Source organism: Nocardia colli (genome assembly GCF_008704205.1).
GTDB lineage: Bacteria > Actinomycetota > Actinomycetes > Mycobacteriales > Mycobacteriaceae > Nocardia > Nocardia colli.
Window position 1 is genome coordinate 151,783 of the sequence record NZ_VXLC01000001.1, and the last position, 21,724, is coordinate 173,506.

Genomic DNA, 21,724 nt, shown 5'->3' on the forward strand with positions numbered 1-21,724 from the left:
CGCGGGGACAGCATGCACAAAATGGACCGATCGACCCTGGATCGCGAGTAACGGTGTGCGAAATCACACCTGTCGTGCAGGCCGATGGCGCATACTCCGACAGGAGGGCGAGACCCCCTGGGGGACAGCATGACCGAACCGCACACCGAAATTTCGCTGGCTCGAGCCGCCGACTTCGAGTCGTGGGTCGCGGTACTACTTTCGGACTGGTGGCCGGTGCTCACCGGCGGGCTCACCGCGCCGGCGACGACGCTGCGCGCGTGGCGGGCCGCCGACGGCAGCGGGCAGATCTTCCGCGTCGAGTTCATCGCGCGGCAGCTGGCCGAGCCGGAGCTGATGACGGTGGCCCGGCGCGCGTTCGACGACCTGGGCATGACGCCGGACGAACGCGAGATGACCCAGAGCCTGGGCCGGCATCTCGTCGGGCACACCGAGGACGCCACCGTGCAGCTGCGTTTCTCCGATACCGCGCACACCATCTTCCTGCGGTTACAGAGCAGGCCGTGCCAGGTCTCGGTGGCCGCGGGGCGGCAACTGAGCGCGCTGCCGGACGCGACGCTGCCGTTCCCGAACACCGCGACCGGGCCGTTGGATATCCGGGTCGCGCGCAACAGCGCCCGGCATCTGCTCGATCAGCACAGCGCGCGGTTCGCCGTTCCGGTCGATCCGTTCCAGCTCGGCCCGCAGGGGCACGTCTCCGATGTCGGGTGGGCGTTCGTTTTTCCGTGGTCGACCACGTCTTGGTACACCGACGGCACCGCGCCGGCCCTTTCGCCGGGTACCAAGGGGCCGATCGTGGTCGTGAAGGACACTGGAGATACCTGGTTGCTCGACAGCTTGAGCAGCTATGAATCACAACTGGCCGAATACGCCGACACCCACGGCTATCGGCACGGCACACCTGACCCGGCCTGAAAGGTCCGCGATGACAGATCCCGCCTCGGGTGCCCGTCGGCTGTCCGACGGGCGGCTGTTGATTCCGTGGCAGGGCAAGCAGCCGGACGGGACCATCGCCAACGGGATGGTCGAGATCGGGCCCGAGGACGACCGGTTCGCCGAGTGGAGCGCGTCGATCGCCAGCCGGGAGCGCGGCGAGCTGCCCGACGACGATCATCCGGTGGACCCGTCCGGCCTGCAATTGTTCCGCGACCCGCGACCGGACCCCACGCCGACCGCACAGGAGCGCAGACGAGCCACCCTGCGCGCGATCGCCGAGCGCGGCGACCTCGGCGCGATGGAGCAGCTCGCCCACCTGCTGCGCGACGCGCACGAGCTGACCGAGGCCGAGCACTGGTTCCGCCGGGCCGCCGAACGCGGCAGCGCGACCGCGATGGCCGATCTCGGCCTGCTGCTCGGCACGCACGGGCGGATCGCCGACGCGGTCCACTGGCTGGAGTCCGCGATCGCCGCGGGCTGCGCCGGCGCGGACCTGCAACTCGGATTGCTGCATCTCGAGCGCGGCAACATCGATGAAGCCGAACGCTGGCTGCGCCCCGCGGCCGAGGCCGGATCCCCGGAAGCGTTGTGCAACATGGGCGTTGTCGCCAATCGGCGCGGCAGCAACGACGAGGCCGAAGAATGGTACGAACGCGCGGCCACCGCCGGAAACCCCACCGCCATGCGAACTCTGGGCCTCTACGTCGCCCGCCGCGGCGATATCGACCGAGCCGTCCAGCTGCTCACCGAGGCCGTCCGCCGCGGCCGCACCGACGCCATGGCAATCCTCGGCTCCCTGCACCTCGACCACGGCGACACCGAAGCAGGCGAACACTGGCTCCGCCGCGGCGCCGAAGCAGGCGACCCCGACTCGATGTTCCACCTGGCCCTGTTCCTGCGCGAACAAGACGCCTATCCGTTCATCGGCGACGTATCCGAACCCGGCATCCTGCGCGCCGCAGCAGCGATCGCCACCGGCCGCACACCCGCCCAGCAAGAAGCCAGGCACCTGCTCGAACGCGCTGCCGCCCTCGGCCATCCACAGTCACTGAAACTGCTGCACGACATCTGAGTTCTGGTGAGATCGGCAGCGGCCCAATAGCTATCGATCGGGCGCGGCTCAGCCCTGCGACTCGACCCCTGCGGCACCGTCTCGCCAGAGTTCCCGTACCAGTGGGATGCGTTGCCGGACGCCTCTGCGCGGGCCGGACCGGCCATTACCCCGGCCCTGTATCCGTAGAAGTCCGCTTTCATCCGCAGGACGAAAGCTTGTACTTTCTCGATCAGCAGGATTCGCCACGATCCACGCTTGGCAGGCATCTGCTTGTCGCAGGCGAACTGGAATTGTCTCAGCAGTAGCGCACAGATGATCGCCCACTCATGCGGTAGGTCCAGCGCCACCCTCCGCGAGTTTTCCTGAAAGGTGGCCCTTTCCGGCCAAGCCTCAGTATTGGTGACTCGGGTAGTCGAGGTAACCGGTGTCGCCGCCCTGGTACCAGGTGTCCTTATCGCTTTCGCGCAGTGGCAGACCGGTCCGAAGTCGTTCGACCAGATCGGGATTGGCGAGATAGGCGCGGCCGTAGCCGATCAGGTCCGCGCCCTGGGCCAGCCAGTGCTCGCCGTCGGCTCGGTCGGTCGGAGTGGGGGCGATCTGCCCGCCGGGGTTGAGGATGAAGGTGTTCGGCCAGGTCTTGCGCAAGGCGACGAGCAGGTCCTCCGCGGCTCCGGCCAGCACATGGACGTAGGCGAGGTCGAGTCGGGCGAGTTCGGTGAACAGGGCGCCGTATAGTTCCGGCACCTCCTCTTCGACCGTGTCCCACACGGTGCCGCCGGGTGAGAGCCGGATACCGACTCGGTCGGCACCGATCGCGTCGGCGGTGGCCGCGGCCGCCTCGACGGCGAAACGGATTCGGCCGGTGATGGATCCACCGTAGGCGTCCGTGCGCTGATTCGCCCCGGTGGACAGGAACTGCGAGATCAGATACCCGTTTGCGCCGTGTAGCTCGACGCCGTCGAATCCCGCATCGATCGCGCGGCGCGCGGCATCGGCGTAAACCTTTGCTTCACCCGGGATTTCGGCCAACTCGAGTGCCCGGGGGACGGGCGCGGGTTGCAAACCTTCTGCGCCGGTGAACACTTCGGCCCGCATCGCGACCGCGGACGGGCCGACCGGCTGATAACCGGCAACGTCTGGGTGCCCGACCCGCCCGGCGTGCATGAGCTGGGCGAAGATACGGCCGCCATTGGCATGCACAGCGTCGGTCACCGGCCGCCACGCGACCACTTGGGCATCGGTGTGCAGCCCGGGCCCGCCCGGATTCGATTTCCCTTGCAGGCTCGGATAAACCCCCTCGCTGACGATCAACCCGGCGGTGGCCCGCTGCGCGTAATAGGTCGCCATCGATGCGGTCGGCAATCCGTCCACAGTGGCCCGCACACGCGACATCGGCGCCATCACCACACGATTGGGCAGTCGAAGGGAGCCGCGTCGGTAACTGGCGAACAAGCTGGTCACGGTCATATCCTCGGTGTCGGTGGAAGCTTGGATCGGACACCGCTACGCTAAAACCTGACGCTGACGTCAGAGGCAAGCGACAGTGAGCCGGATCACCAGGAGACAGCATGCGAATCGGCGAGTTGGCCGCCAAAACCGGAGTCAGCGTCCGCGCTCTGCGCTACTACGAGGAGCACCACCTACTCCGCGCCACCCGCAGCCCCAGCGGTCAACGTCACTATCCCAACCATGCGATCGTCCGCGTCGAAATGATCCAGCGCATGTACTCGGCCGGCCTGTCCAGCAAGTCGATCCTCGAAATCCTGCCGTGCATGGCTACCGGTGCGGCAACCCCGGAGCTCGCGGAAAGGTTTGTCGCCGAACGTGATCGAATCGATCGCCAGATCAGCGATCTGATCCGCACTCGCAGCGAACTGGACGCCATGATCACCTGCACGACCGAAATGATCGTCACCGGCAATCACTGTCAGCCGCAGTAACCCGGTTCTCCGCACCACATTTCGACACCCGCACCATCCACTACTCGGCCATAGCGGACCGGGCGCACTGCGGCCGGTCTCGCTGACAGAACCGAGCTGTGATCGGTGACAGATATGAGCTGTCGTCACAACCCCTTCCGGCCTGGGTTTTTGTCGGTGGGCGGCGGTATAATCGAAACAGTGTTCGAGGGGGTTCGCCGAATCCCCGATCGCAACGGGAGGGAAGCCTGTGCCCGCGACGAAGACCGTCCTCATCGATCGTCCCTACACACCGCTGGAGAAGCAGCGGCTGCCTGCGGGGCGGCCGCGGTCGTGGTATGTCCGCCACAATCGGAAACTCAAGGCGATGCGGCTGACCATCGCGCTGCTGGATTCGGGGGTGTACAACCCGAGTGCGGCGAACAACAAGTGCATCCGGCACACCGCAGAGGTGATCGGCATTCGTCCGCCGTCCGATCTCACCTGCACGATGGTGCGCACGCTGATGCGAAAGCGGTACTGAGGCAACGAGATAAAGGCAGGGGCCGGCGGCGGACGCCGTCGGCCCCTGGTCGTAATGTGCGCTAAACGGTGCAGATGCTGCCGACTCCGCCGGACATCGTCTTGAGCAGGCAGACGAACCCGCGACCGATCGCGGGCAAACCCTGCACCGAACCGGTCGAACTGCCCGTCGACCCATCGATGTAGGCAGGTGCGGCAGCCGGCGCGGGCGCCGCGAAAGCCGAAGCGCCGCCGGACAATACGATGACCAGGGTGGCGAACGTTGCCGCGCCGACGTGCACTATCGATCGTTTCATCAAAACCAACTCTCTCTTGTGATCGCGCTAACACGCCAGGCCAAACTAGCCCCGACCAAAAGAGGTGAGATGCCCATAGTTCTATGGGCACAGTCGGCAACACGGTACGGAATCCGTTGCTGCACAACAGATATCGATGCAATCACCAAACCGTGAACGAAATGCACACTGCCCGTACCGAACTCGGTACGGGCAGTGTGATGGAACGAAAATCAGCGGCTGCGGCGACTCTTCTTCCGCGGCGGCGGCAGCAGTCCCTCGGCCCGCAGCCGGGCCGCATGCTCGGCCAGCGCCTCGACCAACGGACCGACCTGCGCCACCTCGGGCTGCACATCGACGCGCAGACCGAATTCGATCGCCGTCTCGGCGGTCTTCGGGCCGATGCACGCGACGATGGTGCGTGCGTGCGGCTTACCCGCGATGCCGACCAGGTTGCGCACCGTGGAGGACGAGGTGAACAGGACCGCGTCGAAACCGCCGGTCTTGATCATCTCGCGGGTCTCGGCCGGCGGCGGCGAGGCGCGCACCGTGCGGTAGGCGGTGACGTCGTCGATTTCCCAGCCGCGGTCGCGCAGGCCCTCGGCCAGCGTCTCGGTGGCGATGTCGGCGCGCGGCAACAGCACCCGGTTGACCGGGTCGAAAACGTCGTCGTAGGGCGGGAAGTCGGCGAGCAGGCCCTCGGAGGACTGTTCACCGCTGGGCACCAGCTCGGGATTGATGCCGAACGAGCGGACCCGGTCCGCGGTGGCCTCGCCGACGCAGGCGATCTTCACGCCGGAGAAAGCCCGTGCGTCCAAACCGAATTCGGCGAACTTCTCCCACACCGCGCGCACCGCGTTGGTGGAGGTGAACACCACCCACTGGTAGCGGCCGTCGACCAGACCCTTGACCGCGCGCTCCATCTGCGCAGGGCTGCGCGGCGGCTCGACCGCGATCGTCGGCACCTCCATCGGGATGGCGCCGTGCGTGACCAGCCGCTCGCTCATCTCGCCGGCCTGGTCCTTGGTGCGCGGCACCAGCACGGTCCAGCCGTACAGCGCGCGCGACTCCCACCAGGACATCTTCGAGCGCGACGCGACCACCTTGCCGATGGTCACCACCAGCGGCCCGACCAGCTCGGAGGCGGCGCTGTTCAGCGTGGCCAGGGTGGCCTCGATGGTGCGCTGCTGCCGGGTGGTGCCGCGCACGGTCACCGCGACCGGGGTCTGCGGCGCCATGCCGTGTTCGACCAGGGCGCTTGCGGTTTCGGCCAGGTGGCCGGAGGTGGCGTGCAGTACCAGCGGTCCCGGGGCGGCGGCCAGCGCGGCCCAGTCGACCTCGCCGCGCACGTCGGCCTCGGTGTGCCCGGAGCCGAGCGCGATGCCCGCGTAGCTCGGCACGGCCGACCCGTTGGGCAGGCCCGGCAGCACCTCGAACACCATGTGCGAGCGGGTGACCGCGTTGACCTCGGCGATCACCGAGTCGGTGGTCAACGGGTCGCCGGCGACGACGCGGACCACGTCGTGGCCGTTGCGGGCCTCGGCGATCAGCGTCTTGGCCACCTCGGCGGGCTCGCCGAGCGCGGGCCGCACGTCCACCGGACGCTCACCGTCCTCGCCGGGCTCGACCGCGGTCCCGATCAGGGCGAGCACACCCTTGTCGACATCGGGATCGGTGAACGCCAGCGTCGCGCGACCGATCACCTCACGAGCGCGCACGGTGAGCAAAGCCGGGTCGCCGGGCCCTGACCCGACAAAAAGGATCCGACCTGGCTGCTTCTTGATAGCTCGTCCGCTCATTGGTTGTTCTCCATTGGGCTGGGTTGGGTGAAGTCTGTGGCGGGCGCATTCACCGCCTGGGTATTCGAACCGGAATCCGGTTCGGGGCCGCTGGGCCCTGGTTCGACGACGCTGAGTAGTTCGCGCGCGCCCATGTCGAGGAGTTCGCGGGCCAGTGCCCGGCCGAGCTCGTCCGCGTTCGCCGGCGCACCGACGATCGAGGCCCGGACCACGTCGGAGCCGTCGACGGCCGCCGCGCAACCACGCAGCGAGAGCTCGTCGAAGATCCGGCCGTCCTCGTCGATCGACTCGACCACCTCGGCGAGCGCGCCGATCGGCGCGGTACAGCCCGCCTCGAGTTCGGCGAGCAGCGCCCGCTCCGCGATGATCGACGCGCGCGTCGCGGCGTCGTCCAGCGCGGCGAGCACCTCGATGAGTTCGGCGTCCTCGCTGCGGCATTCGACGGCCAGCGCACCCTGACCAGGAGCCGGGAGCATCTGCACCGGCTCCAAGGCCTCGGTCACCGCGTCGAGCCGGTCGATTCTGGCCAGGCCGGCCCGGGCGACCACGACCGCGTCGAGATCGCCGTCACTGACCTTGCGCAGGCGGGTGTCCAGGTTGCCGCGCAGTGGGACGATGTCCAGGCCGAGGCCGAGCGCGCGCAGCTGGGAGGCGCGGCGCGGCGCCGAGGTGCCGACCTTGGCGCCCGCGGGTAGCTCGCCGAGCACCAGTCCGTCGCGGGCGACGAGCGCGTCGCGCGGATCCTGCCGGGGCGGGATGGCGGCGATGGTGAAGCGCGGGTCCTGTGCGGTCGGCAGGTCCTTGTAGGAGTGCACCGCGATGTCGATATTGCCCGCGGCCAGTTCGTCGCGCAGTGCGGAGGTGAACACGCCGACACCGATCTGCTGCACCGGCTCAGAGGACAGATCGCCGAGGGTCTTGACCACCACCAGCTCGGCCTCGTGCCCCGCGGCGACCAGCGCGTCGCGGATGGTGCCCGACTGGGTGAGCGCGAGCAAGCTGCCGCGCGTGCCGATCCGCCACGGCGTGGGCGTGCTGCCTGCCGTCACGTTGTCCTCTTCCTGCACGAGTGTCATGCCCGCACCTCGCGGGCCGTGCCGTTCCCGGGCGCCGTCATGCGGGCTGCCCCTGTTCGTCGCCGGGTTGACCGGCGGTGAAGTCGTCGGCCAGGGCGATGTCGGCGTCGGTGAGCACCAGGCCGGCGTGCTCGCCGATCGCGCTGATCTCCATCGGAGTGGCAACCGCCTGCGCCGCACCCGGTTTCAGTTCGAACAGCTCGCGCAGCGCCTCGGCGTAGCTGTCGCCGCCCGGCGTGGAGGCCAGCTGCTTGACCCGCACCGTCGGCGCGTGCAGCAGCTTGTCCACCACCCGGCGCACCGTGCGGGCCACCTCGTCCCGCTCCGGATCGGCCAGGCTGGGCAGCCGCGAATCCAGCCGCAGCAGTTCGGCTTCCACCACCTCGGCGGCGCGCTGGCGCAGCGCGGCCACGGTCGGGGTGACCTCGGCCATCCGCTGGCCGGTCAGGTATTTGGCCAGCTCGTCGGCGACGATCGCGCGGGCGGCGGCGGTGTCGTCGGCGGCCGCGCCCGCCGCGGGGTCGCGCTGCAAGGTCTCGATGTCGATGACCGTCACGCCGGGCAGGCCGGCGACGGCGTGCTCTACGTCGCGGGGCAGGCCGAGGTCGCAGAACACCAACGGCCGTTCGGTGGTGGCGAATTCGGTGCCGCGCTCGCGCTCGGTCAGCGCCCGGTGCGTGTCGGCCAGCGTCACCACGTTGCCGACCGCGCCGGTACAGGTGATGACCACGTCGGCCGCGGCCATCGCCTCGGGCAGCCGGGACAGTTCCAGTGCCTCGGCGGCCACGCCGTAGCTGCCCGCGGTCTCGGCCAGCCGCGCGGCCCGGCCGATGGTGCGGTTCACCACGATGATCCGGCCGATGCCGGCCCGCGAAAGATGCGCCACCGCAAGGCTGCCCATCGCGCCGGCGCCGACCACGACGGCGGTCCGCCCGGCCAGCGGGCCGAGCACGTGCTGCGCGCGATCGAGCGCGACGGACACGACCGACGCTCCGGCCCGGTCGATTCCGGTCTCCGAGTGCACCCGCTTGCCGACCCGCAGCGCGTGCTGGGCCAGCTCGTGCAGGGTCCGCCCGACCGCCTGCTGCGCATCGGCGGAGGCGTAGGCGCCGCGGATCTGGCTGAGCACCTGCTGCTCGCCGATCACCATCGAGTCCAGCCCGCTGGCCACCGCGAACAGGTGCTCGGCGGCGGCCTCGCTGTAGCGCACGTAGGCGTGTTTGGTCAGGTCCGGCAGCGGCAGCCCGGAATGCTTGGTGAGCAGGTCGCCGACCTCGGCGAGACCGCCGTGGAACGCGTCGACTACGGCGTACACCTCGACCCGGTTGCAGGTCGAGACGATCATCGCCTCGGAGACGTGGCTCGAGGTGAGCATGCGGTCGATCAGCTTGGGGCGGTCGGCGTCGGCGATGGCCACCTTCTCCAGCACCGAGACGGGCGCACTCCTGTGCGAAATCCCGACCAGAAGAACGCTCATGGAGTAACCACCGATCCCTTGCTGCTTGGCTCCGTTGCCGTGTGCGAGGACGCCGTATGCGCGGCTGCCGAATGCTTGAGGGCCTGATGCACGGCCGAGGTGTGCGCGGTGGGCGCGCGGTGGCTGATCCGGCTCGGCCGCGCCACCTCGGGCGCCTTGGCCGCGGGCTCGGATGCGTTGTCCGCGTTGCGCACTCGCTCGAACGACAGCATCTGCAGCTCGACCGCGAGGTCGACCCGGCGCAGTTCGACCGTGGCCGGCGCGATCAGTTCGACGGGCGCGAAGCTCAGGATGGATTGCAGCCCGGCCGCGACCAACCCGTCGCAGGCTTGCTGCGCGGCATCGTCGGGCACGGTGATCACCGCGATGGTCGGGTCGAGCGCGGCGACCGCCTCGGCCAGCCCGGCGACGTCGCGCACCACCAAACCGGCGACCGAAAGGCCGATCACCTCGGGATGGTTGTCGAAGATGCCGACCACGGTGAAGCCACGCCGCTGGAATCCGCCGTAACCGACCAGGGCCCGGCCGAGATTCCCGGCGCCGACGAGCACCACGCGGTGTCCCTGCGACAGGCCGAGCACATCCTCGATCCTTGTCCTCAGCCTGGCTACGTCATAGCCGACACCCCGTACGCCATTGGGTCCGAGGAAGGAAAGGTCCTTGCGCAACTTCGCCGAATTGACACCCGCCGCGACAGCGAGTTCCTCACTCGATACGATGGCAACACCCTCGTCGGCCAACGTGGCGAGGACCCGGAGATAGGTCGCCAGACGCGCGACGGTGGCCTGCGGGATGTCCTTCTGCAGAGCCCTGCCGGAGACGCCGCCCGGCGCCTCATGCTGCTCTGTCACGTCGTCGGCTCCTCGTTCCGGCCCGATCGGGTTCCGGTTCGTCGCTGGACCTCTGGCCCGGGACGGTCCGGTGCCATGGTCGAAGTGTCGGAATGCTGGGTGTCTTTACGCGGTGGGCCCGCAGCCTCGGCAAGCGGGTCCGCGTGCCACCACCGTAACTGCTTGTGCAGCCCTTCACAAAGTCGGTGAAATTGGCCTCATTTTCCGTCGCGACCAGCGCTGCGGCCGAAACGGACAGTCATCGCTACCGGTCAGCGGCTCAAGTCCGCCCGCAATCGGGCCTCGTCGACGTCGAAATAGCTGTGCTCACGACCGTTGAGCAGCACGACTGGCAAACGATCGCCGAACTCCGCGCGCAGGCCGGGATCGGTGGCCGCGGCCTCGTCCACATCCAGCGTCGCGGGCTCGATGCCGAACTCGGCGCAGATCGTGCGCAGCTGGTCCAGCGCGGTTACGCACAGACCACAGCCGGATCTGGTCAACAGGGTCACCGAATGTGTGGGATTGGTCATGGCGGATATTAAATCCCCTCGCCACGCCCGAATCGGTCTGCCAGGTACTGCGATGACTGTCGGCCCGCCCGGTTACTGTGGACGTGGTTCGCGCGACGGGCGGAGGTATCGGTGCCGGAACGATCGAAGGTGGCAAGGGCCGGATTCATCGCGGGACGATTCGGCGAGTTTCCGGCGCGGTGGAATCTGGGCGCGATCGGCGAGGGTCTGCAGGATCAGCTGGCCCGCATCCCGCGCAGCCCCTTCGGCCCCAGCGAGGAAGAGCTGCGGGCCAACCTGGCCGGCGAGGCCAGCGCGAACGCCGCATTGTCCTTGCACGACGCGGAATTGGCGCTCGCCGAGCCCGATGACACCTCCCCGGAGGTGCCGCGCGATCTGACCGCGGCGGCGTTCTTCGACGTGGACAACACCATGGTGCAGGGCGCGTCGATCGTGCACTTCGCCCGAGGTCTGGCCGCGCGCAAGTACTTCAAGACCTCCGACCTGGTCGACGTGGCCTGGAAGCAGGTCAAGTTCCGGGTTACCGGGCGGGAGAACAGCTCCGACATGGTCAGCGGCAAGGAGAAGGCGCTGGCGTTCATCGCCGGACGCCCCACCGCCGAGCTGGCCGAGCTCGGCGAGGAGATCTACGACGAGATCATCGCGGACAAGATCTGGCCGGGCACAAGGGCTCTCGCGCAGATGCACCTGGACGCGGGCCAGCAGGTCTGGCTGGTCACCGCGACGCCGGTCGAGCTGGCCCAGGTGATCGCCAAGCGGCTCGGGCTCACCGGCGCGCTCGGCACGGTGGCCGAGAGCGTGGACGGCAAGTTCACCGGACGGCTGGTCGGCGACATCCTGCACGGCCTCGGCAAGGCGCACGCGGTGCGCACGCTGGCGATCCGGGAAGGGTTGAACCTCAAGCGTTGTACCGCGTACTCGGACAGTCACAACGACGTGCCGATGCTCTCGCTGGTCGGCACCGCGGTCGCGATCAACCCGGATTCGGATCTGCGCGAGGTGGCGAAGAACCGAGGCTGGGAGATCCGTGACTTCCGCACCGGGCGCAAGGCGGCGAAGATCGGCGTGCCGACCGCGCTGGCGCTCGGCGCCGCGGGCGGCGCGGTGGCCGCCGCGGTGACCCGCAAGCGGGATCACTGAGCACTGCGCACGAGCGCCGGAAACCAGTGCGGCCGAGGGGTTTACCGACTGGTGCCCGGCGATCGGGCCACTACCCGGTGAACGGGTTGCGGCGCTTGGTGAGCAGTTTGTAGAGCGTCGACTGGATGGTCTCGCGCACCTGGTCGGTGACCTCGAACATGGTCATCGGGTCGTCGGCGGCCTCCGGCTCGTAGCCGGTGGTGGGGATCGGGGCGCCGAATTCGATGTACCACTTCGACGGCAGCGGCAGCGCGCCGAGCGGGCCGAGCAGCGGGAACAGCGGCGTCACCGGGAAGTACGGCAGGCCGAGCAGCCGGGCGAGCGGTTGCAGGTCGGCCAGCTTCGGATAGATCTCCTCCGAACCCACGATGGAGCACGGGATGATCGGCACACCGGTGCGCACCGCCGCGGCCACGAATCCGCCGCGGCCGAAGCGTTGCAGCTTGTAGCGGTCGGAGTACTGCTTGCCGACGCCCTTGAAACCCTCCGGGAAGACGCCGGTGAGTTCGCCGGAGCGCAGCAGGCGTTCGGCGTCCTCGCGGCAGGCCAGGGTGTGCCCGGCCTTGCGGGCCAGCGCGCCGAGCACCGGCGTCTCGAAGATCAGGTCGGCGGCCAGCAGGCGCAGCGCGCGTTGCTTCGGGTGCCGGTCGTGGATGGCCAGTTGCAGCATCAGCCCGTCCAGCGGAATGGTGCCGGCATGGTTGGCCACGATCAGCGCGCCGCCGACCTCCGGGATGTTCGCCATCCCGCTGACCTGGACCCGGAACCACAGGTCCGACATCGGGCGCAGCGCGGGCAGGATGACCGACTCGAGCAGGTGCTCGTCGAAACCGAACTCGTCCACCTGGTAGTCGCCGGTGATCCGGCGGCGGGCGAAATCGGCGGTCTTGCCGATCTGCTTACCCAGCGCGCCGCGCACCAGGTCCGACAACGATTGCGGCGCAGCGGGTTCGGTGGCGGCCAGCCGATCGGTCAGCGAGGTCACCGGGCTGGGCGCCTCGCCCCGCGCATGCTCCGGCCAGCGCCGGGCGCTCGGGCGCGGGCGCGCGTCGTCCTGCAGGTCGTGGAGTTGGATGACTTTCGCTACGTCGTTCATTGCTGTGCTCCCGTACCGGCCCCGAGCAGGCCGAGCAGTTTGTTTTCTGCGGCATCGATCCACGCGGGATCGATTACGGGCCGCAACGCTGCGCCCCCGATGAAGTCGTCGAAGGCCTGCACCGTGGTCCAGCGCGGGACGAATCCGAGTTCGGCCCGCATCCGGGTGGTGTCCAGGCCGCAGCCGAAATGGAAGTAGTCGAGCTGTTCGCCGGAGAATTCACGCATGACCGGGCCCATCAGCACCCGGCCCGCCGTCCGGAACAGCGCGAACGGCACCGGCAGTTCGATCCGGCCCGCCCGCCGCACCGCTTGGGACAGCGCGAGCGCACCGTCGCCGGCGATGTTGTAGGTGCCGCCTCGGGCGGTCAGCGCGGCGTGCGCGAGCGCGGCGACCGCGTCCTCCTGATGCAGCAGCTGGATGCGCGCGTCGCGGCCGAAGACGGTCGGCGTGATCGGCGAACGGAGATACTGCACACCCCGGCCGGCCAACCGCGGTCCGACAATTGGTGCCAAACGCAGAATGGCGGTTGCAATATCTGGTCGCCGCCGTGCGAGCCCGCGCACGAAACCTTCGATGTCGATCATGTCGCGCGCGAACTCACCGCGGGGCGGAGTGCGCGCACTCATTTCTTCGGTGAATTTCGCCGGGTCCTTCGCGCTGCATCCGTAGACCGCGGAGGTGGAGCGCACGACCACCCGGCGCACCGTCGGCGCCTTCTGGCACACCGCGAACAACTGCATCGCGCCGAGCACGTTGAGGTCCTTCATCACCGCGCGATCGGCCCCGGCCGGCGGCTTGGCCAGCATCGCGGCGTGCACCACGGTGTCCACCGCGCAACCATCGATCACCTTACGGATCAACGGATTTCGGATATCCGCGCGGACGAACTCGGCGCGGCCCATGCGCCGCTGCAACTCCCGGCTCGGGGTCATGGTGTCGACCGCGATGATGCGCTCGATGTCGGGATCCTGGGCGAGACGAGCGACCACGTTGCCGCCGAAGAAGCGACTCGCGCCGGTCACCAACACGACTTTCGGCGTGTGTCCGTCTCGAGTGTCAGAAGCCACCGGCACCGCATCCCACCTTGGCAAGCCCCCATTTCACTTATTCCCCGGTTCCTAGGGTAGCCGCTGCGTTCACGGGTTCTGTTGGTATTTACCAGGTTCTAACGATGACTTCAGTCACCTGAAACACGCCGTGGTTTTAAAATTCGGTATTTCAAACAAAAAGACCCGCCACCTCACGGTGACGGGTCTTCGAGCTGACGCGCAGCGCTTACTTGCCGAGTTTGCGCCGCTGCACACGTGTGCGGCGAAGCAGCTTGCGGTGCTTCTTCTTCGACATGCGCTTGCGGCGCTTCTTGATCACAGAACCCATAGGGTTGTTCCTCGCGTTCTCTCTACTCGGCGCGCACGCTACACACGTACGCCAACTGACCGGTCGTTCGGCAAGCCTCACGTCCAGTGTCCGCGCCGCCGGGTACCACCGGACACCACAAGTGATGCCACCGGCGGGCGAACACGAACCGAGGGTCCATCGTACCGGCACGTCCGGCTAGCTTCGAAACCGCCTGATCCAACGCCGCCGGACCAGGTCCGTCGGCGTCCCGCGGCCCGTGGGCCACGGATGGATCAGGCGCTCATCCGGCGTCGAAGTAGGACGTCTCCAGATAGTCGTGCACCGCTTTGGCGTGCACCCGGAACGAACGACCCACCCGCACCGCGGGCAGCTCACCGGAATGCACCAGCCGGTACACCGTCATCTTGGACACTCGCATCAGGCTCGCCACCTCGGCGACCGTGAGGAACTGAGTGCCGCCGAGCATGGGTTGACCCTGCGACCCGGAACCACCTTGCGTCCGGGAACCAGCCCGGGCGCCTGAGGGACCTGGGCCACTCGAACTTCCTGAGCTACTTGCAGACATCTTGTTAGACATCATTGCACCATTGACCTCCGGCACGCCCGCGCCGCCGGCTTCCCCACCGGCGGAACAGACACGCACGTGCTGCTTGAAGCTTAGCGGGACCAGTGGTGTTACTGCGACGGGAGTGAGAAATCAGCTTTTCCCATTGGGAACCGACCGGTTGCTTGCTTGCGAACAGACGGTGACCGGCAGACTCACATCGCGCTGCCGACGCCCGGTCCGTCGCTTGTGCCGCCTACCTCGGCGGAGCGTTGCTTGGCCGCGTGCAGCGCCTCCAGGAAGGCGGAACGGACCCCGCCGCGCTCGAGCTCGCGCACCGCGGCGGCGGTGGTGCCGGCCGGCGAGGTGACCGCGGCGCGCAGCTCGGCCGCGCCCTGATCGGACTCGTCGAGCAGGGCGGCCGCGCCGACCATGGTCTGCACCACCAGCTGGGTGGCCACCTCGCGGGTCAGGCCGAGACCGACGCCGCCGTCCACCATGGCCTCCACGATCAGGAAGAAGTAGGCGGGCCCGGAGCCGGAGACCGCGGTGGCCGCGTCCATCTGCGCCTCCGCGACGGTGACCACCTTGCCGACGGCGCCGAGCACCTCGGTCACCAGTTCCAGCTGCGGCGGGCGCGCGTGCCTGCCCGGCGCGATCACGCTCATGCCCTGGCCGACCAGCATCGGCGTGTTCGGCATCACCCGCACCACCGGGAAACCGGCGGGCAGCTTCGCCTCCAGCCGCGCGGTGGGCACGCCCGCCGCCAGCGACACCAGGATCTGGTCGCGATCGGCGTCGACACTCGCGTTGTCGCTCAGCGCGGCCTTGCCCAGCGCGGTCATCACCGCGTCGACATCGGCGGGCTTGACCGCGACCACCAGCAGGTCCGCGCCGACCGCGGCATCGGCCACCGAGTCGGTCACCCGCACACCGAATCGCTCGGCGATCTGCGCCGCCCGCTCCGCGAACGTCTCGACGACAACCAGGTCCTTCGCCAGCCGCCCGGACTCGAGTAAGCCCGCGATCAGCGCCTCCCCGATGCGCCCGCCACCGATTACCGCAATTCTCGTCATGGGGGAAAAGCCTAGACGGCGCTCATCCCTGCGGAATCAGCGCCAGCTGGCGGCTCTGCGCGACGACCGCGCCGGTGGAATCGAGGATGAGCTGGTCCTCGTCGAAGAGCCGGGCGCCGACCTCGTGCGTGGTCGCGATGATGCGCAACCAGCCGGGGGCAGGCTTGCGGCGCAGGAAGGTGGTCATCTGGACGGTGGGTGACCAGCCGAAATGGCCCAGGTTGTACGGGACCGGCGGGCTCATGTCCGCGCTCATCATGGCGAAGAACATGGCGACCTCGGGGTCCTGCTGATCGGCGGCGCGCGGGCGCATCCACAGGCGCAGCCGCGGCTCGGCGGTCTGGCCGTCGAGGAAGCGGGCCCATTCGCGATCGATGTAGACCTCGGCGGCCTGCCCGACGTGCACCACCCGGCCCATCGGCGAGCCGGCGTCGTAGCCGACCGCGTCGGCGGGCGGTTCGACGGGCATGTCGCCGTGCTCGCGGGCGAACCGCGGCTCGGTATCGTCGAGGTGGCCGAAGGTGAGCGCGGTGCGGACCAGGGTGCGGCCGTTCTGGATCAGGTTCGCGTCGGCCAGGCAGATCTGGCGGCCGACCTTGCGGATGTGCACCTCGTATTCGACCTCGCCGGGGTCGGGTGCGCCGAGGAAGTCGGAGCTCGCGGCGATCGGCGCCATGCCGGCCAGGGCCGGATCGGCGGCGCGCAGCCACTTCAGGCCCGCGGCCGCGCTGGCCGCGACCATGGTGCCGCCGTGCACCTTCTTGCCGATGGTCCAGGTCTTGCCGATAGTGCCCAGGTAGCGACCGGTGTCGGGGGTGGTCGCGGGCAGCTCGGTCAAGGCGAGCACCCGGCTGAAGGGCGCATCGGTCTCGGTGACCGCCGCTAGGTCCAGCTCCGTCGTCATAGTCGCTCCTGTCGTCCACCGGCCGCGCGTCGGCGATCAGGGTTGCTGGTACGCGGCGTTCGTACAGCGTAGAACGAGGCGGCTCGGTGGGCACATTCCCGTCGGTCGGATGAACGCGATACGCATCACATCGGGGCGCGACGAGTCCGTCGCGCTGCCTCGTCTCGATGAATGCGGATGTACGACTGCAAAGCGATTGCGATGGAGAGCTTTTCGAACTTCAGTTACCAATGCGATTGCGGCACAGGAACTTTCACGTCAAGACTGATGTGCCGGAGTTGGCGCGGGAGCGGTCTGCCCGTTCAGGTGCAGCCGGGCGAACGCCAGCGTTCGATGCAGCATGGCCGCGCGATCCTGGGTGGTACGGGCGTTCTGGGTGTTGATCTCGGCCACCGCCTGACCGGCGAAACCATTGCGGACCAACGTGTCACACACCTCGACGCACGGCTGGGTGCCTTCCCCGGGAACGAGGTGCTCGTCGTGCGCGGCACCGCGGCCGTCGGCCAGATGCAGGTGCGCCAGGCCCTGACCCATTCGCGCGGCCAGCGCCAACGGATCCGCGCCCGCGGTCGCGGTGTGCGACAGATCGAGGGTGTAGTGCTCGAACCCGGTGTCGGTCGGGTCGTAGGACGGGCTGAACGCGGTGAGCCCGATCCCCGGCCCGCCGCGGCGCTCGAGCCGCTTCACCGAACGCTCGCCGCGCCCGAACAACGTGTCCGCCCGCATCGGGAACATGTTCTCCACCGCGACGATGACCGGGCTGTGCTCCTCCAGCTCGCCGACCTGCTCGGCGAAGTTCTCGGCATAGCGGCGCTGCCAGCGGAACGGCGGATGCACGACGACGGTGGTCGCGCCGAGCGCCTCGGCGGTGCGCACGCTGCGCTCCAGCTTCGCCGCCGGGTCCGCGCCCCAGACCCGCTGCGAGATCAGCAGGCACGGCGCGTGGATCGCGATCACCGGCACGTCGTACTTGCGCGAATAGGACTGCACCGTGGCGATGCTCTGGCTGGCCGGTTCGGCCCAGACCATCAATTCGATGCCGTCGTAACCGAGTTCGGCCGCGTACCGGAACGCCGCCTCGGTGTTCTGCGGATACACCGACGCGGTGGAGAGTCCGACCAGGATCTGTCGCCGGGTCTCGTCCGTCTGTCCGATTTTCCCCACTGCCGCTCCCTGCCTCAGTTCGTACTGAGCAGAAAGGCTAGCGGTCCCAGCGTGACGAAGACGCCCACGACCACCGCGATCACCGTGCTGAGCACGTCGTCGGTCCGGCGCAGGATCCGCACGAGCGCCACCAGGCCGAGGATCACGATCATCGCCAGGGCCAGCGCCACCCAGGGGAGCATCTCCCACATCCGCTCGAAACCCTTGAACAGCAACATGCCCGCGACGGCCGCGCCGGTGCTCTGACCGCCCAGGATCATCCACTGGCGACGGTTGGCGTCGTCTTCGGCCTTTCTGGCCTTGCGCGCGGAGCGGCGCGGCGATGCCGCGCGGCCGGTCTGCTCGTCCTCGTCGAAATCATCGAGCTCGTCGTGCTCGTCGTCCAGGTCGACGGGCTCGAAGAAATCGGTCTTGCCGTCGTACAGGTCGAGCTCGTCGACCGGGGCGCGGTCTTTCGAACGGCCACGCTTGCCCCGGCCTGCCGCCCGTTCGGCGTCCGCGCGTTCGGCGCGCTCGACCCCGTCCCGGAGCAGGTCGCCGGCCACGGTCTGGCCGGACACGAGTTGCTGGTCCTGACTGGCCAGCGACCAGGCGGCGGTCGAGATGCCCTCGTCCGGCGGTGGGTCGTTGCGTTGCGGCGCATCGGGTTTGCGTCTTCGGGCCGACCAGGCGGGCAGGGCGCCCTCGGGCGAACCGTTGCGGTGCGGGGCGCGCGGCGGCGGTTCGGGCGTCGGGGCCCAGGGCGCGGTGGCTCTGGACTCCGGCAGCGGCGGCGCGGGTTCGGGGTCGTAGTCGGCGGCCGTCGGCGACCAGGCCGCGGTCGACGGGGCGAGGTCCTCGGCTTCGGCCTCCGCGGCGCGGCGCCGGGCGGCCCGGCCGCCGGTCACTCCGTTGCGGCCGTTGCGCTCCGGTGGCGCGGCGCTCGCTCCCCCGCGCAGTGGCCGCACCTCGGTGGTGGCGTCGTCGTGGTCGTCGTGTCTGCGCCGCCGGCCGGAGCGCGGGGTCTCGTCCGGCAGCGGGTCGCTCGCGTACGGGTTCGGCGACGGAGCGTAGGGATTCGGCGAAGGCGCGTACGGGTTCGGCGACGGGGCGTACAGGTCGGCGGCCGGCGGGTGCGACGGCAGCGGATCCACGAGCGGGTCGTGCCGCGGCATCTCCCGGCCGGGCATCTCCCGGCCCGGCATCACCCGGTTCGATCGGCCGGGCAGCGGGTCGGCCTGCTCGGGCTGGGCGTACGCGGCCAGCGGGTCGTACATCGAGATCGGGCCGGACATCGGCGAATACGCCGACGGGTCCGGCGCGGGTGGCGTGTATGCGACAGGTTCCGGCGCGGGCGGTTCGTAGGCCGGCGGTTCGTATACCGGCTCGGGCTCGGCGTCCGGCGCGGCATGCGAGGACTGCCCGCTGCCGATGGCGGGCATGTCTCCGGTCAGCTCGGCCACCGAGATCCCGCGGCCGCCGCGGCGGCGCCGGCCACCACCGGACGAGCCACTCTGCTGCCCGTTCCGGGCCAGCAGCTCGGCGACCGATAGCTGTTTAGAGTCCTCGCTCATGACTCCACCTCGCTAGCGCTCGGCTCCGTCACGCGCGAAGCACGCTGTGACACGATTCGTTCGCTGCGCTCTCTCATGACGACACCGTTCCTATCGGCCCCGGTAGCGCGGCATCACCTGGCACCGCGCGGCCGCTAGTGGCCGCGGGGCCCGGTAAGGGTGTCGCTCGGGGTCCGCCATTCATATCGGTATCCAGTTTGCGCAGGATCAGACCTTCCCGCAGCGCCCAGGGACAAATCTCCAAGGATTCCAGCGATAGTGCCCGCATACTCGCCTCCGCGACCAATGCGCCAGCCACCAATTGCTGTGACCGATCGGAACTTACGCCTTCTAATTCTGCACGGTCGGCCGCCGTCATCCGCGAGATGAACGCAATCAGTTGGCGCAGACCTGAGCTGGTGAGTGTACGACGCACCCGCGGGCCCGCCGCCGAGGGTGCCGCTCCGGTCAGCCGGGCCAGCGAGCGGAAGGTCTTCGAGGTGCCAACGGCCAGATCTGGTTTACCCGTGTCCAGCAGCTGTTTCGCGGGCAACGCGAGCTCCGCGTCGAGCCAGTCGCGCAGCACGTTGACCCGGCGCTTGCCCGGCGGGTCCTCCTTCAGCCACTCCCTGGTCAACCGTCCGGCGCCGAGTTGCAACGACAGCGCGAGATCGGGTTCCTCGTCGCCACCGCTGGTCATTTCCAGCGAACCGCCGCCGATGTCCAGATTGAGGATGCGGCCCGCGCTCCAGCCGAACCAGCGGCGCACCGCGAGGAAGGTCAGCCGGGCCTCGTCGACCCCGGACAGCACCTGCAGCGCCACGCCGGTCTGGGCGCGGACACGCGCGAGCACGTCCTCGGAATTGGTCGCCTCGCGCAGCGCGGAGGTGGCGAACGGCATCAGCTCGACGCACTTGGAAGTCTCGGCGATGCTGGCGAATTCGGCGACCGTGGCGATCAGCCGCTGCGCGCCCGCCTCGGTGATTCTGCCCTCGTCATCGATGTTTTCCGACAGCCGTAAAGTGGCCTTGGTCGAGCTCATCGGCATGGGGTGACCACCCCGATGCGCGTCCACCACCAGCAGGTGAACGGTATTGCTTCCGACATCGAGTACCCCAAGCCGCACATGAACACGGTACTGGGTGATCCGGTCCTATAGGTTAAGCGACTGAACTGTTAGCGTTCCGAGGTGTGACGGTAGGCGCATCAACCAGCGGCCAGACCCGGCCCCGACCAGCGGGGAAGATCGATCCGAGTCCCGAGGTCGACATGGATTTCCCCCGCGAATGGATCGAGTTCGTCGATCCAGCAAACGACGAGCATCTGATCGTCGCCGATCTGACCTGGCTACTGTCCAGCTGGACCTGCGTGTTCGGCACGCCGGCCTGCCAGGGCATCATCGCCGAACGACCCGATGACGGCTGCTGTTCGCACGGCGCGTTCCTGTCCGACAAGGACGATCGCAAGCGGCTGCAGAACGCTGTGAAAATGCTCACACCCGAGGACTGGCAGCTCATGGGTGAGGCGACGGACGCGGCGGGCAAGGTGACCAAGAAGGGCTACCTGGAGCTCGACGAACTCGAGGACGAGCCCGCCCTGCGCACCCGGCGCTTCGACGGAGCCTGCATCTTCCTGAACCGGCCCGGTTTCGAAGGCGGCGTGGGCTGTTCGCTGCACAGCATGGCGTTGCGCCGCGGCATCGAGCCGCTGGAGGTGAAGCCGGACGTGTGCTGGCAGCTGCCGATCCGGCGCACCCAGGAGTGGGTGGACCGGCCCGACGGCGTGCAGATCCTGCGCACCACGGTCACCGAATACGACCGGCGCGGCTGGGGTCCCGGCGGCGAGGACCTGGACTGGTACTGCTCCGGCTCGCCGGACGCGCATGTCGGCACCCGCCCGGTCTGGCAGTCCTACGGTCCCGAGCTGAAGGAGCTGCTCGGCGGGCCGGCCTACGAGGAACTGTCCAGGCACTGCAAGCGCAGGCAGGGGCTCGGGCTGATCGCGATCCACCCGGCCACGGTGCACGCGGACCGGATGCGCGACGATGCCGGCACCGCGTCCGCGTGAGGCCCTCGGAATGCGAGCTTGCACCCCGTTCACCTCGAAGGCATGCGATCTTCACCCGTTTGCGGTTTGATGTGCGGTCATGTCCAAAAAAGTTTTGACCCTGGCCGCCGTCGCGCTCGGCGCCGCACTCTGCCTGCCCGCAGTCGCCAACGCCGAACCGAACGGTGACCCCGCCAAGTACGCCGACTTCACCGCGGACTTCCTGCCCGCCAACACCCCCGAGGCGCCCGGCGCCGCGGCGGCAGGCAAGAACCTGATCATGAGCCCGTACGGCACCTCGCGCACCATCGCGTGCCGCGGCACCAGCGCGGCGGACGTGTACGACTGCATGCAGGAAGACGACCTGGGCTGGATCTCGTTGCGCAAGATCGACGTTCCGGGCGTCGGCCCGACGTGGACCTACCTGCCCTGAGTAGCA

At 68.8% G+C, this 21,724-nt stretch carries 23 protein-coding genes; 7 read left to right on the top strand and 16 right to left on the bottom strand.

Annotation, left to right across the window (positions count from 1 at the left end):
• Nucleotides 1–129: 129 nt before the first annotated feature.
• Both F3087_RS00815 and F3087_RS00820 read left to right on the top strand, forming a co-directional pair.
• Entirely contained in the window at nucleotides 130–915 is a 786-nt protein-coding gene (locus F3087_RS00815; protein WP_150399820.1) for a hypothetical protein, read from the top strand.
• Nucleotides 916–925: 10 nt separating this feature from the next.
• Nucleotides 926–2,008, top strand: coding sequence for a tetratricopeptide repeat protein (locus tag F3087_RS00820; protein WP_191093721.1), 1,083 nt, complete (start codon nucleotides 926–928; stop codon nucleotides 2,006–2,008).
• Nucleotides 2,009–2,380: 372 nt separating this feature from the next.
• On the opposite strand, the gene F3087_RS00825 is transcribed toward F3087_RS00820, so the two are convergent.
• On the bottom strand, nucleotides 2,381–3,451 hold the full coding sequence (locus tag F3087_RS00825) for an alkene reductase (RefSeq protein WP_150399822.1): 1,071 nt from the start codon (nucleotides 3,449–3,451) through the stop codon (nucleotides 2,381–2,383).
• A 107-nt stretch (nucleotides 3,452–3,558) separates the two neighbouring features.
• Here F3087_RS00825 and F3087_RS00830 point away from each other — a divergent pair, with 107 nt between their 5' ends.
• Nucleotides 3,559–3,930: a MerR family transcriptional regulator gene (locus tag F3087_RS00830; RefSeq protein ID WP_150399823.1), complete on the top strand. Its 372-nt coding sequence runs from the start codon at nucleotides 3,559–3,561 to the stop codon at nucleotides 3,928–3,930.
• 229 nt (nucleotides 3,931–4,159) lie between these two features.
• Entirely contained in the window at nucleotides 4,160–4,432 is a 273-nt protein-coding gene (locus F3087_RS00835) for a hypothetical protein (protein ID WP_150399824.1), read from the top strand.
• 61 nt (nucleotides 4,433–4,493) lie between these two features.
• Here the strand turns inward: F3087_RS00835 and F3087_RS00840 are convergent, their stop codons facing one another.
• The 6 genes from F3087_RS00840 to F3087_RS00865 form a co-directional block, all read right to left on the bottom strand.
• Entirely contained in the window at nucleotides 4,494–4,727 is a 234-nt protein-coding gene (locus F3087_RS00840) for a hypothetical protein (protein WP_150399825.1), read from the bottom strand.
• Nucleotides 4,728–4,939: 212 nt separating this feature from the next.
• Nucleotides 4,940–6,505 carry a bifunctional uroporphyrinogen-III C-methyltransferase/uroporphyrinogen-III synthase gene (locus tag F3087_RS00845; RefSeq protein WP_150399826.1) on the bottom strand — a complete coding sequence of 522 codons (1,566 nt, stop codon included), beginning with the start codon at nucleotides 6,503–6,505 and terminating at the stop codon, nucleotides 4,940–4,942.
• Nucleotides 6,502–7,581 (bottom strand): hydroxymethylbilane synthase, encoded by a 1,080-nt coding sequence (gene hemC, locus F3087_RS00850; RefSeq protein ID WP_150399827.1) that lies wholly within the window; start codon nucleotides 7,579–7,581, stop codon nucleotides 6,502–6,504. Before hemC ends, F3087_RS00845 begins: the two co-directional genes overlap by 4 nt.
• A 37-nt stretch (nucleotides 7,582–7,618) precedes the next feature.
• Nucleotides 7,619–9,058 (bottom strand): glutamyl-tRNA reductase, encoded by a 1,440-nt coding sequence (locus F3087_RS00855; RefSeq protein WP_150399828.1) that lies wholly within the window; start codon nucleotides 9,056–9,058, stop codon nucleotides 7,619–7,621.
• Complete coding sequence (locus tag F3087_RS00860; RefSeq protein WP_150399829.1) at nucleotides 9,055–9,909, bottom strand: redox-sensing transcriptional repressor Rex; 855 nt, start codon at nucleotides 9,907–9,909, stop codon at nucleotides 9,055–9,057. Before F3087_RS00860 ends, F3087_RS00855 begins: the two co-directional genes overlap by 4 nt.
• A 251-nt stretch (nucleotides 9,910–10,160) precedes the next feature.
• Nucleotides 10,161–10,421 (bottom strand): glutaredoxin family protein, encoded by a 261-nt coding sequence (locus F3087_RS00865; RefSeq protein ID WP_150399830.1) that lies wholly within the window; start codon nucleotides 10,419–10,421, stop codon nucleotides 10,161–10,163.
• Between the two features lie 186 nt (nucleotides 10,422–10,607).
• Here F3087_RS00865 and F3087_RS00870 point away from each other — a divergent pair, with 186 nt between their 5' ends.
• Complete coding sequence (locus F3087_RS00870; protein WP_223884854.1) at nucleotides 10,608–11,561, top strand: HAD family hydrolase; 954 nt, start codon at nucleotides 10,608–10,610, stop codon at nucleotides 11,559–11,561.
• 70 nt (nucleotides 11,562–11,631) lie between these two features.
• Here the strand turns inward: F3087_RS00870 and F3087_RS00875 are convergent, their stop codons facing one another.
• From F3087_RS00875 to F3087_RS00915, 9 genes are all read right to left on the bottom strand, one after another.
• Nucleotides 11,632–12,657, bottom strand: coding sequence for a lysophospholipid acyltransferase family protein (locus F3087_RS00875; protein ID WP_150399831.1), 1,026 nt, complete (start codon nucleotides 12,655–12,657; stop codon nucleotides 11,632–11,634).
• On the bottom strand, nucleotides 12,654–13,688 hold the full coding sequence (locus tag F3087_RS00880) for an NAD-dependent epimerase/dehydratase family protein (protein WP_150400825.1): 1,035 nt from the start codon (nucleotides 13,686–13,688) through the stop codon (nucleotides 12,654–12,656). The genes F3087_RS00875 and F3087_RS00880 overlap by 4 nt, the downstream gene beginning before the upstream one ends.
• Nucleotides 13,689–13,935: 247 nt before the next feature.
• Nucleotides 13,936–14,037 carry a 30S ribosomal protein bS22 gene (locus tag F3087_RS00885; protein ID WP_003402602.1) on the bottom strand — a complete coding sequence of 34 codons (102 nt, stop codon included), beginning with the start codon at nucleotides 14,035–14,037 and terminating at the stop codon, nucleotides 13,936–13,938.
• Nucleotides 14,038–14,299: 262 nt separating this feature from the next.
• On the bottom strand, nucleotides 14,300–14,584 hold the full coding sequence (locus F3087_RS00890; protein WP_375911616.1) for a helix-turn-helix domain-containing protein: 285 nt from the start codon (nucleotides 14,582–14,584) through the stop codon (nucleotides 14,300–14,302).
• Nucleotides 14,585–14,778: 194 nt separating this feature from the next.
• Nucleotides 14,779–15,639, bottom strand: a complete 861-nt coding sequence (proC, locus tag F3087_RS00895) for a pyrroline-5-carboxylate reductase (protein ID WP_150399832.1) — start codon at nucleotides 15,637–15,639, stop codon at nucleotides 14,779–14,781.
• A gap of 22 nt (nucleotides 15,640–15,661) precedes the next feature.
• Nucleotides 15,662–16,543, bottom strand: coding sequence for a thioesterase family protein (locus F3087_RS00900; RefSeq protein WP_150399833.1), 882 nt, complete (start codon nucleotides 16,541–16,543; stop codon nucleotides 15,662–15,664).
• A 258-nt stretch (nucleotides 16,544–16,801) separates the two neighbouring features.
• Nucleotides 16,802–17,707 carry a sugar phosphate isomerase/epimerase family protein gene (locus F3087_RS00905; RefSeq protein ID WP_223884756.1) on the bottom strand — a complete coding sequence of 302 codons (906 nt, stop codon included), beginning with the start codon at nucleotides 17,705–17,707 and terminating at the stop codon, nucleotides 16,802–16,804.
• A gap of 14 nt (nucleotides 17,708–17,721) precedes the next feature.
• Nucleotides 17,722–19,260, bottom strand: a complete 1,539-nt coding sequence (locus F3087_RS00910) for a hypothetical protein (RefSeq protein WP_150399834.1) — start codon at nucleotides 19,258–19,260, stop codon at nucleotides 17,722–17,724.
• A 73-nt stretch (nucleotides 19,261–19,333) separates the two neighbouring features.
• Complete coding sequence (locus F3087_RS00915; protein ID WP_150399835.1) at nucleotides 19,334–20,365, bottom strand: Ppx/GppA phosphatase family protein; 1,032 nt, start codon at nucleotides 20,363–20,365, stop codon at nucleotides 19,334–19,336.
• A gap of 143 nt (nucleotides 20,366–20,508) precedes the next feature.
• Here F3087_RS00915 and F3087_RS00920 point away from each other — a divergent pair, with 143 nt between their 5' ends.
• A complete protein-coding gene (locus tag F3087_RS00920) occupies nucleotides 20,509–21,306 on the top strand; it encodes a hypothetical protein (RefSeq protein WP_150399836.1) in 798 nt (265 codons plus the stop codon).
• 79 nt (nucleotides 21,307–21,385) lie between these two features.
• Nucleotides 21,386–21,718 carry a hypothetical protein gene (locus F3087_RS00925; protein WP_223884757.1) on the top strand — a complete coding sequence of 111 codons (333 nt, stop codon included), beginning with the start codon at nucleotides 21,386–21,388 and terminating at the stop codon, nucleotides 21,716–21,718.
• Nucleotides 21,719–21,724: the final 6 nt, after the last annotated feature.

Bases quoted from the DNA above. Each gene is read 5' to 3' on its own strand.
- F3087_RS00815 (WP_150399820.1), top strand. From the start codon at position 130: ATGACCGAACCGCACACCGAAATTTCGCTGGCTCGAGCCGCCGACTTC.
- F3087_RS00820 (WP_191093721.1), top strand. From the start codon at position 926: ATGACAGATCCCGCCTCGGGTGCCCGTCGGCTGTCCGACGGGCGGCTG.
- F3087_RS00830 (WP_150399823.1), top strand. From the start codon at position 3,559: ATGCGAATCGGCGAGTTGGCCGCCAAAACCGGAGTCAGCGTCCGCGCT.
- F3087_RS00840 (WP_150399825.1), bottom strand. From the start codon at position 4,727: ATGAAACGATCGATAGTGCACGTCGGCGCGGCAACGTTCGCCACCCTG.
- F3087_RS00845 (WP_150399826.1), bottom strand. From the start codon at position 6,505: ATGAGCGGACGAGCTATCAAGAAGCAGCCAGGTCGGATCCTTTTTGTC.
- hemC (WP_150399827.1), bottom strand. From the start codon at position 7,581: ATGACACTCGTGCAGGAAGAGGACAACGTGACGGCAGGCAGCACGCCC.
- F3087_RS00855 (WP_150399828.1), bottom strand. From the start codon at position 9,058: ATGAGCGTTCTTCTGGTCGGGATTTCGCACAGGAGTGCGCCCGTCTCG.
- F3087_RS00865 (WP_150399830.1), bottom strand. From the start codon at position 10,421: ATGACCAATCCCACACATTCGGTGACCCTGTTGACCAGATCCGGCTGT.
- F3087_RS00875 (WP_150399831.1), bottom strand. From the start codon at position 12,657: ATGAACGACGTAGCGAAAGTCATCCAACTCCACGACCTGCAGGACGAC.
- F3087_RS00885 (WP_003402602.1), bottom strand. From the start codon at position 14,037: ATGGGTTCTGTGATCAAGAAGCGCCGCAAGCGCATGTCGAAGAAGAAG.
- F3087_RS00890 (WP_375911616.1), bottom strand. From the start codon at position 14,584: ATGTCTGCAAGTAGCTCAGGAAGTTCGAGTGGCCCAGGTCCCTCAGGC.
- proC (WP_150399832.1), bottom strand. From the start codon at position 15,639: ATGACGAGAATTGCGGTAATCGGTGGCGGGCGCATCGGGGAGGCGCTG.
- F3087_RS00900 (WP_150399833.1), bottom strand. From the start codon at position 16,543: ATGACGACGGAGCTGGACCTAGCGGCGGTCACCGAGACCGATGCGCCC.
- F3087_RS00910 (WP_150399834.1), bottom strand. From the start codon at position 19,260: ATGAGCGAGGACTCTAAACAGCTATCGGTCGCCGAGCTGCTGGCCCGG.
- F3087_RS00920 (WP_150399836.1), top strand. From the start codon at position 20,509: ATGGATTTCCCCCGCGAATGGATCGAGTTCGTCGATCCAGCAAACGAC.
- F3087_RS00925 (WP_223884757.1), top strand. From the start codon at position 21,386: ATGTCCAAAAAAGTTTTGACCCTGGCCGCCGTCGCGCTCGGCGCCGCA.